Below are 13,132 nucleotides of genomic sequence, written 5' to 3' on the forward strand. Positions count from 1 at the left end.
GCTCAATGCCTGCTTGTTGCCGTTGACGCGCAATTGCTCATCGGTCACCGCCAACTGAATGTCTTTTGCCTTCAGGGTTGCCAACAGTTCCAGCACATTCACAGGACGATCTCCATTCTTTCGGTAATTGCGGCGTAGCCGGCCAGGGTCGGTTGTTCGAACAACGCCCTGACATCGGCTTCCATGCCTTCCTGACGTAACCGGCCGATCAGACTGACCGCCAGTAATGAGTGACCACCCAGTTCAAAAAAGTGATCGTGACGCCCTACCCGCTCGACGTTGAGCAGTTCGGCCCAGAGCCGTGCGAGGGTGATTTCGACGTCGCCGACCGGGGCTTCGTATTCGCGGGTTTCCAGCGCTTGCCGGTCCGGCGCCGGCAGGGCCTTGCGGTCGAGTTTGCCGTTGGGGCTCAGCGGCAAAGCGTCGAGATGGACAAACACCGCAGGCACCATGTAATCCGGCAAATTTTCCAACAGTTGGGCGTGCAGCACGTCGATTTCCAGGCGTTCACCGGTGTAATACGCGACCAGACGTTTGTCGCCGGGCACCTCTTCGCGAGCGACCACCACGGCTTCCTGCACACCTTCGATCTGGGCCAGGCGTGCCTGAATTTCGCCCAGTTCAATACGCAGGCCGCGGATCTTCACCTGATCATCGTTACGCCCCAGGTACTCGATATTGCCGTCCGGCCGATAGCGCGCGACGTCGCCAGTGCGGTACATGCGCCCGTGCGGATGAAACGGATCCTCGAGGAAGCGTTCGGCCGTCAGCTGCGGTCGGTTCAGATACCCGCGCGCCACCTGCACGCCAGCGATGTACAACTCGCCGACCACGCCTTGCGGCACCGGTTGCTGCTGCGCATCGAGGATGTACAGGCGGGTGTTGGCAATCGGTTTGCCGATCGGTGTGTTGTCCGGGGTCTGCTCGATGGATCCGGTGCAGTCCCATGCGGTGACATCGACGGCGGCTTCGGTCGGGCCGTAGAGGTTGTGCAAACCACTGCCCGGCAATTGCAGTTTGAAACGTCGCACCAGACTGCCCGGCAACGCCTCGCCGCTGCACATCACCTGCCGCACGCTCTCGCAGCGTGTGGTGTCGCTGTTGGCGAGGAACACGTCGAGCATCGACGGCACAAAGTGCAGCGTGGTGATGTTTTCGGTTTCGATCACCTCAGTGAGGTATTGCGGATCCTTGTGTCCGCCGGGCCGCGCCATGACCAGTCGCGCGCCGGTCATCAGCGGCCAGAAGAACTCCCACACCGACACGTCGAAACTGAACGGGGTTTTCTGCAATACCGAATCGGCTGCGCTCAGGCGATAGGCGTCCTGCATCCACAGCAAGCGGTTGACTACACCAGCATGCTCGTTGACCACGCCTTTCGGTTGGCCGGTCGAGCCGGAGGTGTAGATCACGTAGGCGCTGTGTTGTGGCGTCAGCGCCGGGATCTGTGGATTTTCGGCAGACAAGGATTGCCAAGTGTTCTGGTCGAGGTCGATTACCGGTGCCGAGATATCTCCCAACAGCGCGCGGGTCGCGCCGTGCACCAGCACCACGGCCGGCGCGCTGTCCTCGAGCATGTAGGCCAGGCGCTCCGGCGGATAGGCCGGATCGAGCGGCACATAACCAGCGCCGGCCTTGTTGATCGCCAGCAGACCGATGACCATTTCCAGGCTGCGTTCAACGCAGATCGCCACCCGTGAATCCACTTGCACGCCAAGGCTGATCAAGTGCAGGGCCAAGCGATTGGCGCGTTCGTTCAGCTGCGTGTAGCTCAATGCGTGTTCGCCGGCGACGACGGCCACAGCCTCTGGCGTACGCTGCACCTGCGCCTCGAACAAGCCGTGCAGCGTCTGCTGCAAGTCGTAATCAACGTTGGTGTCGTTGAGGCCGAACAGCAACGCCTGCCGCTCCTCCTCCGGCAACACCATCAAGCGGTTCAACGGTTGCAGTGGTGTTTGTTCCAGCGCTGCAACCAGTGCGATCAGCGCGTTGTGCATGTACTGACCGACGCGTGCCGCACCAATGCGCGACGGCGTCATCACTGTCAGTTGGAAGCCACTGCCCAGATCGTCGACGTTGAGGGTCAACGGGTAATTGGTCCGTTCCTCGCCGGTCAGCGATTCGATGCCTTGCCAGGCCTCACGCTTGGTATTTTGCTGAGTTTCACTGTCGCTATGCCGGTAATTGAGCATCGCGCTGAACAGTGGCGACGGTGCCGCGATACCACTGCAACGCTGGGCCAGTGCCAGTGAAGCATGTTCGTGGGCCAACAGTGCACTGAGCCGCGCATGGGTCGCCTTGACCCCGGCGCGCACGTTGCTTTCGTCGACATCCACGCGCAATGGCAAGGTGTTGATGAACATGCCCAAGCCGCGATCCGCGCCCGCGCCGCCCTGCATGCGCCCGAGTAACACGGTGCCAAAGACCACGCGTTCCTGACTGGACGTTACCGCCAGCACCCGCGCCCAGGCGAGATGGAACAGACTGGCGACGCTGACACCGAGCAAACGCGCCTGACTGCGCAGCCGCTGTGCCACCGCAGCAGGCAGCGGCTGGCAGACTTCCTCGATGTCATTGCCGTCGCCGTGCACGTCCTGCAAGCCGAATGGGAGCGTCGGTTCGTCGATGTCGCCGAGCATTTCGCGGAAGAACACTTCGTGCTCTTGTTCGCTGACGCCAAGGCGGGTCTGCGCGACATAATTGCGGTACGGCACTGCGGGCACAGGCAATCGTTCATCACCGCGCAAAATCGCCTGCATTTCTTCGCTGACCACCGCCAGCGCGGTGTGGTCCATGGCAATGTGATGGAACAACAGCATGGCGACGACACGCTGATTGTCCGGATCGAGGGCATACACCAAACGCAGCAACGGTGCCCGATCAAGTTCCAGACGCCAGTGCCGCGCATCGAAGCGCGCCCGCAGTTGATCGATGGCCTCTCCCTGCGCAGGCTCCAGCGCCACAGCTTGTACCGGCAACTCCGCCTGACGCCAGACCACTTGCACCGGCGCCGCAAGGCCTTGCCAGACTATCGAAGTGCGCAGGATATCGTGGCGCGCCATGACTTGACGCAGCGCCGCAGCGAACCCTTGAAAACGTTCGATACTGTCGAACGCCAGACACGATTGCAGCAGATACGGATCGCCTTTCACGGCGCTGAGGTGGTGATACAGAATCCCCTCCTGCAACGGCGCCAGCGGATAAATATCCTGCACATTGGCCGCGCCACCCGGCACCGTAGCGACGATGCGTTCGATGCTGGCCTGATTCAGTTGCACCAGCGGCAGCATGTCCGGGGTGATGTGCGTGAAATCGGTCGCAATCAGATTCTCCGGTACCGCAACCTCGCGCCCGCTGCCCACCGCTGCCGCCAGCGCGGCCAATGTCGGCTGGCTGAACAGCACGCGCACGTCCGTGCTCAGATCGACCTGCCGCATGCGTTCGATCAGCGTCACCGCCAGCAACGAATGCCCGCCCAATTCGAAGAAGTTATCGTGACGCCCGACCTGTTCAACGTTCAAGACGTCCGACCAGATCTGCGCCAGGGCGATTTCCACCGAACCTTGTGGCGCGGCGTATTCGCGGCTCAGCCACGCCGTTTGATCCGGCTCCGGCAACGCCTTGCGGTCGAGCTTGCCGTTGGCGGTCAGCGGCAGTGCTGGCAGGCGCACGTAAGCGGCGGGCACCAGGGCTTGCGGCAATTGCGTTTGCAGATGACTGCGCAGATCCTCGATGTCGACGCTCAGGCGTTCGGTAAACCACGCCAGCAACTGCCCGTCGCGCACCAGCACCACGCAATCCTGCACGGCCGCGTGACTGCTCAACGCCGCTTCGATTTCGCCCAGCTCGATGCGCACACCGCGTAGTTTCACCTGATCATCGTTGCGTCCCAGATACTCGATTGTGCCGTCGGCGAGCCAGCGCGCGAGGTCGCCGGTGCGGTACATGCGCGCCTGCGGTTCGTCGCTGAACGGGTCGTCGAGGAAGCGTTCGGCAGTCAGCTCGGGGCGATGCAGATAACCGCGCGCCACGCCGGCACCGCCGACATACAACTCGCCCGCGACGCCGATTGGTACCGGGCGCTGCTGGTCGTCAAGCAGGTAAATTTTCGCGTTGGCCATCGGCCGGCCGATATGCAGCACCTGCCCGGACTCGACCGCGCCGGAGGTGGCAACCACCGTGGCTTCGGTCGGGCCGTAGTTATTGATCACCGCGAAGGTCTGCTCGCGGGGGAACTGGCGCAGTTTGTCGCCACCGATCAACAGCGTACGCAAAGTCGGGTGGCCGAGGTCGCGACTGAACGCGTATTCGGCCACCGGAGTCGGCAGGAAACTCACCTGCAACGGCTGCGCACGCCACCATTCCAGCAACTCATCGAGGTGCTCGTTGCTCACCGTTTGCGGCGGCAGGTGCAGGGTCGCGCCGACACACAGCGCCGGCCAGACCTCCCACGCCATCGCATCAAAACCGAAACCGGCGACGCTCGACGTGTGGCTGCCGGCGCGCAGGTCAAACGCCTCGCAGTGCCAGTGCACCAGGTTTTCCAGTGTTGCGTGTTCGACCATCACGCCTTTCGGCTGGCCGGTAGAACCCGAGGTGTAAATCACATAAGCCAGATGCGCCGGGGTCAGCGTCGGTAATTGCGGATTGCTCTCGGACAAGTGCTGCCAAGTGGGACGGTCCAGATCAATCAACGGCACGGCGCCGAGCAAATCAGCCGTCGCAGCCTGCGCCAGTACCGTCATCGGCGCGCTGTCCTGCAACAGATACGCGATGCGTTCCGCCGGGTACGCCGGGTCGACCGGCACATAACCGGCGCCGGCCTTGAGGATCGCCAGCAACGCGACGAGCATCTCCGGGCCACGGCGCAGGCACACGGCGACGCGGTCATCGGGCTGCACGCCAAGCCCGAGCAAGTGATGGGCCAGGCGATTGGCGCGCTGATTGAGCTGCACGTAGGTGAGGTGCTGCGTGCCCTGCACCACCGCCAGTGCGTCCGGCTGCTGCTCGGCCTGCGCCTCGACCATGCTCTGAATCGTCGCGCCACGCGGATAAGCCGCTGAGTGCTGGTTGAAGCCGACCAGCAAGTGCTCGTACTCGGCCACCGAAAGCACTGGCAAACGGTTGAGCGGACATTGCGGCGCCTCTTCCAGTGCCGTCACCAGATGTTCGAGTGCGGTGTGCATGTAACTGCAGATCCGTTGCGCACCAATCTCGGCGACCGCCAGCACGTCGAGGACAAAACCTTCGCCCAGATCATCCACCGACAGGGTCAGCGGATAATTGCTGCGCTCCTCGCCGCCAAGCATGCGCACGCCTTGCCAGATGCCCTGGCCGTCCTGCGGCTGTTGCTCGGCGGCACTGTGTCGATAGTTAAGCAACGCGCTGAACAGCGGCGCGGAACCGACCATGCCACTGCATCGTTGAGCCAGCGCCAGCGATGCATGTTCATGAGCGAGCAGCGCCGTCAGCCGCGCATGGGTGGTTTTCACCCCGGCACGCACGCCTTCAGCGAGATCGACGCGCAGCGGCAAGGTATTGATGAACACCCCCAGCGTGCGGTCGGCACCCTCACCACCCTGCATGCGCCCCATCAACACCGTGCCGAAGACCACGTCACGGCGTCCGGAGACCACGCCCAAGACCTGCGCCCAGGCCATGTGCATCAGGCTCGCCGGGCTGACACCCAACTGTCGCGCCTGTTCACGCAGGCGCAGATTGAGACCGGCATCGACCGCTTGCAGCGCTTCTTCGATGCCCCGCCCATCGCCCTGAACATCCTGCAGGCCGAAGGGCAAGGTCGGCTCGTCGATATCGCTGAGCATCTCGCGGAAGAACGCTTCATGTTCCTGCTCGTCGGCGCCCAGGCGGGCCTGCGCCACGTAGTTGCGGTACGGCATCGGCGGCGTCAGCGTGTCGAGTTGATCGAACATCAGCGTGTGCATTTCCCGGCCGATCACGTCCATGGCCGTGTGGTCGAGAATCGAGTGATGGAACAGCACGATGGCGACGACTTGCTGTTGCGCCGGATCCTCGGCGTAGACCATGCGAATCAGCGGTGCCTGATTGAGGTCGAGGCGGAAATGCCGGGCATCGAAACGCGCGTGCAACTGTTCGAGAATATCGCCGTCCTGTGCATCAAGTGACACTTGCTGGACGACCATCTGCGCCTCGCGCCACACCACTTGCTGTGGGTTGGGCAAGCCTTCCCAGACCACGCTGGTGCGCAGAATGTCGTGACGGGCGATGACCTGCTGCAAATGCGTGGCGAAGGTTTGTAAACGCTCGAGGCTGTCGAAGGCCAGACGTGATTGCAGCAGATACGGATCGCCCTGCTCGGCGCTGAGGTGGTGATAAAGAATGCCTTCCTGCAACGGCGCCAGTGGATAGATATCCTGCACATTGGCGGCGCCGCCCGGCACCGTGGCGACGATGCGTTCGATGCTGGCCTGATCGAGTGTGGTCAGGGTCAGCATGTCCGGTGTGATGTGCGTGCAACCGATCGGAATCAGATTGGCCGGCACCTCGATTTCCCGTCCACTGCCCAAGGCCCGTGCCAGCGCGGCCAGGTTCGGCTGATTGAACAGCACGCGCACATCGGCGCTCAGACCGACCTGACGCATGCGTTCGATCAGGCTAACCGCCAAAAGCGAATGGCCGCCCAGTTCGAAGAAATTGTCGTGGCGGCCGATCTGCTCGATATTGAGCACGTCGGCCCAGATCTGTGCCAACGCGATCTCGACCGGGCCTTGCGGCGCTTCATATTCATGGCTGAGCCACGCATCCTGATCCGGTTCGGGCAAGGCCTTACGGTCGAGTTTGCCGTGTGCGGTCAGCGGCAGGCTGTCCAGTCGCACGTAAGCCGCCGGCACTAAAGTGTCGGGCAGTCGCGTTTGCAGATGCTGGTGCAAGTCGCTGATCTCGACCGACTCGATCTCAGTGAACCAGGCGACCAATCGTCCGTCGCGCACCAGCACCACGCACTCGCGAACCGCATCGTGGGTACTCAGCACCGCCTCGATTTCACCCAGTTCAATCCGTACACCGCGTAGTTTCACCTGATCGTCATTGCGTCCCAGGTATTCGATATTGCCGTCCGCCAGCCAACGCGCGAGGTCACCGGTGCGGTACATCCGTGCGTGCGGCTCGTCGCTGAACGGGTCGTCGAGAAATTGTTCAGCGGTCAGTTCCGGGCGATTCAGATAGCCGCGTGCGACCCCGGCACCCCCGACGTACAACTCACCCTGCACACCGGTCGGCACCGGCTGTTGCTGGCGGTCCAGCAAATAGACTTTGGCATTGGCAATCGGCCGGCCAATGTGCAAAACCCGCCCGGGCTCAATGCGCCCGGACGTCACCACCACCGTGGCTTCGGTCGGGCCGTAGTTATTCATGACGTCGAAGGTCTGATCCCGTGGGAACTGGCGCAACTTGTCGCCCCCGATCAGCAGCGTGCGCAGGGTCGGATGGCCCAGCCCGCGACTGAAGGCATATTCGGCCACCGGGGTCGGCAGAAAGCTCACCTGCAACGGCTGCGCGCGCCACCATTCGAGGAGTTCATCAAGGTGTTCATTACCGATCGCGGGCGGTGGCAGGTGCACGGTCGCGCCGACGCACAGCGCGGGCCAGACTTCCCAGGCCATGGCATCGAAACCGCAACCGGCGACGCTGGCGGTGTGGCTGCCGGCATGCAGATCGAAGGCTTCAGCGTGCCAGTGCACGAGGTTTTCCAGAGTGCGGTGCTCGACCATCACGCCTTTCGGCTGCCCGGTGGAACCCGAGGTGTAGATCACGTAGGCCAGATTTTCCGGGGTCAGTCCCGGCCGTTGCGGATTGTCGTCAGGCAGGTGCCGCCACTCGCTGGCATCCAGATCAATCACCGGTACAGCGCCGAGCAGGTCGCGCGTCGATGCCTGCGCCAGTACCGCAATCGGGTCGCTGTCCTGCAACAGGTAGGCGATGCGTTCTCGCGGATAATCAGGATCGATCGGCACGTAACCCGCGCCGGCCTTGAGAATCGCCAGCATTCCAACAAGCATGTTCGGGCCGCGACGCAGGCACAGCGCGACTCGGTCATCGGTTTGCACGCCGAGGCCGATCAAGTGATGAGCGAGACGATTGGCGCGCTGATTCAGTTCGCGGTAGCTGAACTGTCGCTCACCCTGCACCACCGCCAATGCTTCGGGATACGCCAAGACTTGCGCTTCAAAGAGCCGCGGCACTGTCTGCGCGGACGGGTATTCACGACCGCTGATGTTGAAACCAACCAGCACACGCTGCCGCTCGCCCGGCGACACGATCGATAGCTGCTGCAACGGCGCCGTTGGCGTGTACTCCAGTGCTGTGACCAGGCTGTGCAACGCGGTTTGCAAGAAGTCGCAGACCCGCGCGCCATCCACCTGAGGCACGGCTTGTACGCTCAAGCGGAACCCTTCGCCAAGGTCGTCGACACTGACCACCAGCGGATAATTGCTGCGCTCGCGCGAACTGAGAATCTGCACGCCATCCCACGTTACAGCGGCCGACTCCGGCGCACTGTGGCGGTAGTTGAGCAAGGTGCTGAACAGCGTCTGCGAACCGGCGACACCACTGCAACGCTGGGCCAGCGCCAACGAAGCTTGCTCATGGCCGAGCAATTGCGCCAGACGTGCATGGGTGGCACGCACGCCGAGTTCTACCGATTCAGTACCGACGCTGACACGCAGCGGCAAGGTGTTGATGAACATGCCCAGCGCCCGATCAGCGCCCTCCCCACCCTGCATGCGTCCGAGCAATACCGTGCCAAACACCACATCCTGCTGGCCGGACACCTGCGCCAACACCTGAGCCCAGGCCTGATGCACCAGACTGGCCACGCTGACACCCAGGCGCCGCGCCTGCTCGCGCAGGCGTTCGCCGAGGCCGACGTCCAGCTCGGCATGACTGTCGAGGATATCGCTGCCGTCGCCGTGCACGTCCTGCAAACCGAAGGCCACGGTCGGCTCGTCAATGTCGGCAAGCATTTCGCGGAAGAACGCCTCATGCGCCTGATCATCGGCGCCAAGGCGCGCCTGCGCGACAAAGTGGCGGTACTGCACCGGCGGCGGCAGGTCGCTGCTGCAGCCGAGCATGACGTCGCTCATTTCCGCCACCAGCACGTCCAGCGCGGTGTGATCGAGGACGATATGGTGCATCAGGAGAATGCCGACCCACCGGTTGTGCGGCTGATCTTCGGTGTAGACAAAACGCATCAGCGGCGCGCGATTGAGGTCCAGACGATAGTGGCGTGGATCGAAACGCGCCTGCATCTGCTCGAGCACGTCGCCGTCGAGGTCATCGGCATCGACGCGTTCCAGCGCGAGTGGCGCCTCGCGCCAGACCACTTGCACGGCTTCCTCAAGCCCCTCCCAGACCACGCCGGTGCGCAGAATGTCATGGCGTTTGATCACGCCGTTCAAGGCGCGGACGAAGGTTTTGATCTGTGCCAGACCGTCGAAGGCGAATTGCGCCTGCAACACATACGGGTCTCCGGCGCTGGTTGCCAAGTGGTGATAGAGAATCCCCGCCTGCAACGGCGCTAGAGCATAGATGTCCTGCACATTGGCGATACCACCCGGCACGGTTGCAACGACACGGTCGATCGCGGCCTGATCGAGATTGGCCAGCGGCAACATGGCCGGAGTAATGCGCGTGCAACCCGGTTCGATCAGGTTGTCCGGGACAACGATGGCACGTTCGCTGCTCAAGGTCGCTGCCAGCGCTGCCACGCTCGGCTGACCGAACAGTACGCGCACGTCACAGTGCAGATCCTGTTGGCGCATGCGTTCGATCAGCTTCACTGCCAACAGCGAGTGACCACCGAGCTCGAAGAAATTGTCATGGCGGCCGACCTGCTCGACACCAAGCAATGTCTGCCAGAGACCGGCGATCAGATTCTCTACTGCTCCGACCGGCGCTTCGAAACCACGCCGGGCGAAGGCCTCGCTGTCCGGTGCCGGCAAGGCTTTGCGGTCGAGCTTGCCATTGGTAGTCAGCGGAAAAGCGTCCAGGCGCACGAAGGCGCTTGGCACCATGTAGTCAGCCAGCGTCGCCAGCAAATGATCACGCAATTGCGCCACATCAGGCGCGGCATCGGCGTCAGCCAGCCAGTAGGCAACCAGACGCTGATCACCGGGGCTGTCCTCACGGGCGATCACCACGGCTTCGCGTACACCTTCGCAGGTAGACAGGCGCGCCTCGATCTCACCCAGCTCAATGCGGAAACCGCGAATTTTCACCTGATCGTCGTTGCGCCCCAGATATTCGAGGTTGCCATCAGCGGCCCAGCGCGCAAGGTCGCCGGTTTTATACAACCGCGCCTCGGCATTTGCGCCAAACGGATCATTGATAAAACGCTCCGCCGTCAGCGCTTCGCGATTCAGATAACCGCGCGCCACCCCGGCGCCACCGACATATAGCTCACCGATCACGCCGACGGGGACCGGTTCACGCTGCGCATCGAGGACATACAGTTGCAGGTCGGGAATGCGCACGCCAATCGGGCTGACGCCGAGCAATTGCGCGTCGGCGGCCTGCAACGGCCGATAGGTCACGTGCACCGTGGTTTCGGTGATGCCATACATGTTCACCAGCCGCGTTCCGGCATTGCCGACCCGCGCGTACCACGGCTTGAGCAGCCCAGGCTCCAGCGCTTCGCCGCCGAAAACCACTTCCCGCAAGGAATGCTGCAAGGTGCTGCGGCCCTGAGCGGCGATCAGTTGGCGGAATGCGCTCGGCGTCTGGTTGAGCACCGTGACGCCGGTTTCGCAGAGCAGTGCATAGCAGTCGTCCGGCGAGCGGCTGACGGCTTGCGGGACCAGCAGCAATTGCCCGCCGAACGCCAATGCACCCCAGATTTCCCACACCGAGAAGTCGAACGCGAAGGAATGGAACAGCACCCCGATGTCTTGCTGGTTGAACTGGAACCAGTCATGGGTGGCAGAAAACAGCCGCGCCACGTTGCGGTGCTCGACCATCACGCCTTTGGGCAAACCGGTGGAGCCGGAGGTGTAGATCACGTACGCCAGATGCGCCGGGGTCAGCTCGGGGATCTGCGGATTGCTGTCGAGTTCGGCCTTGAGGTGAGCGCTGCCGAGGTCGATCTGCGGCACATCGAGAGCGGCCACGCGATCGCGGGTCGCCGCCTGCATGAGAACCGCCGCCAGGGCGCTGTCCTGCAAGGTGAAACTGATTCTGTCGAGCGGATAGGCCGGATCGATCGGCACATAACCGGCGCCTGCCTTGAGCACGCCAAGCAGGCCGATGATCATTTGCGGGCCACGCTCGACGCAGATGGCGACACGGTCGTCAGGGCGAATGTTCAGCGCCAGCAAATGGTGGGCGACCTGATTGGCGCGGCGGTTGAGCTCGCCGTAGCTGAGCGTCTGCCCTTCGAAGATCAGCGCCGTGGCGTCCGGGCGGGCCTGTGCATGGATTTCAAATTGCTGGTGGATCAGCGGGGTGTCGGGGAACTGCGACAGCGGCAAATTGCTGCCGTACAGCAGGTGTTCGCGTTCGCTGGCGGGGAGGATTTTCAGCTCTTGCAGCGGCACATCGGCGCTGGTTTGCAGGGCCGCGAGCAGACTTTCCAGCGCCGTATTCAGGTACGCGGCCATGCGCTCGGCACCCAGCGCCGCATCTGCCAGCGCGGTAATGCGCAAATCTGCGCCGAGGTCATCGATGTTGATGGTCAGCGGGTAGTTGGTGCGCTCGCGGGCACCCAATACCTGCACACCGGGAGCAATGTCGACCACATCAGCGACTTCTTCGACGCTGCTGTGCCGGTAGTTGAGGATCGCGCTGAACAGCGGCGTCGGCACCGCGACGGCGCTGCAGCGTTGCGCCAAAGCCAGCGAGGCTTGCTCGTGCGCCAGCAACGCGGTCAGCCGCCGATGGGTCGCCAGGACCCCGGCGCGCACGCTTTGCTCACCGACATCAACGCGCAGCGGCAAGGTGTTGATGAACATCCCCAACGCCTGCTCACCGCCCTCGCCCGCGTCCATCCGCCCCAGCAGTACAGTGCCGAACACTATCGCTGTGCGCCCGGACAATTGCCCGAGCACCCGCGCCAGCGCCAGATGCGTCAGGCTCGCGACGCTCACGCCGAGCTGCCGCGCCTGCTCGCGCAACTGCCGGCTCAAGCGGCTGTCGAGCATCAACGAAGACTCCTCGATAGCATGGCCGTCACCCTGCACATCCTGCAAACCACACGGCAGCGTCGGCTCGTCGATATCGGCGAGCATCTCGCGGAAAAACGCTTCCTGTGCCTGCTCGTTGCCCGCACTGCGGGCCTTGGCCAAGTGATCACGATACGGCACCGCCGCTGGCACTTGCGCAGTCTGCCCGAGCAGACAGGCCTGAATTTCCCGGCGCAGTACGTCCAGCGCCACGTGATCCATGATCATGTGATGAAACAGCAACAGCGCGACCACGCGGCCCTGAGCAGGATCCTGCGCGTAGACCATGCGCAGCAAGGGCGCTTGCTGCATGTCCAGACGAAAGTGCTGCGGATCGTGACGTTCGAGCAATTGCGTTAGTACGTCGGCACCACTGTCGACGTTGATTTCCTCACACAGCAGCGGCGCCTCGCGCCAGACCACTTGCACCGCCTCGTCGAGGTATTCCCAGACAAACGAGGTGCGCAGGATGTCGTGACGTTTGACCACCCAACGCAGCGCGTCGGCGAAGGCGTCCAGCCGTTGCTGGCTGTCGAACACGAAGCGCGCCTGCGAGATGTAAGGGTCACCGGCAGCGGCCGAAAGATGGTGGTACAGCATGCCTTCCTGCAACGCCGACAGCGGATAAATGTCCTGCACGTTGGCCGCGCCACCCGGCACCGTGGCAACGATGCGGTCAAGGGTGTGCTGATTCAGCGTCACCAGCGGCAGCATGTCCGGGGTAATGCGAAAGGCCGGGCTCAGCCAGTCGCCGCCATGTTGGGCTACTAGCTCCAGCAGTTGCGCCTTGTGCGCCGAAAGGCTGTCCCACAACGCGTCATCCAGCGCGTCGTCGCTGCCCAGAATGACCAGGTCTTCATCTTCCTGTTGAAGGCGGATCGCATGGGTGGAAATAACAGCCATCAGTTCGCTGAAATGCATGAGGTAACCTGCTGTAA

Annotated in this window: 1 protein-coding gene and 1 pseudogene; both read right to left on the minus strand. The window is 63.0% G+C overall.

The features are described 5' to 3' along the window. Positions 1-6 precede the first annotated feature (6 nt). Positions 7-102: pseudogene (locus tag ACI514_RS13155) on the minus strand (hypothetical protein); the annotation flags it as partial. Next, on the minus strand, positions 99-13,115 hold the full coding sequence (locus tag ACI514_RS13160) for an amino acid adenylation domain-containing protein (RefSeq protein WP_405124017.1): 13,017 nt from the start codon (positions 13,113-13,115) through the stop codon (positions 99-101). The pseudogene ACI514_RS13155 and the gene ACI514_RS13160, both read right to left, overlap by 4 nt. Between the last annotated feature and the right edge of the window lie 17 nt (positions 13,116-13,132).

This window comes from Pseudomonas sp. M20 (genome assembly GCF_045037865.1).
In the GTDB taxonomy this organism is placed as follows: Bacteria; Pseudomonadota; Gammaproteobacteria; order Pseudomonadales; family Pseudomonadaceae; genus Aquipseudomonas.

Excerpts from the sequence above, each read along its gene's own strand:
- ACI514_RS13160 (WP_405124017.1), bottom strand. The coding sequence starts at position 13,115 with ATGCATTTCAGCGAACTGATGGCTGTTATTTCCACCCATGCGATCCGC.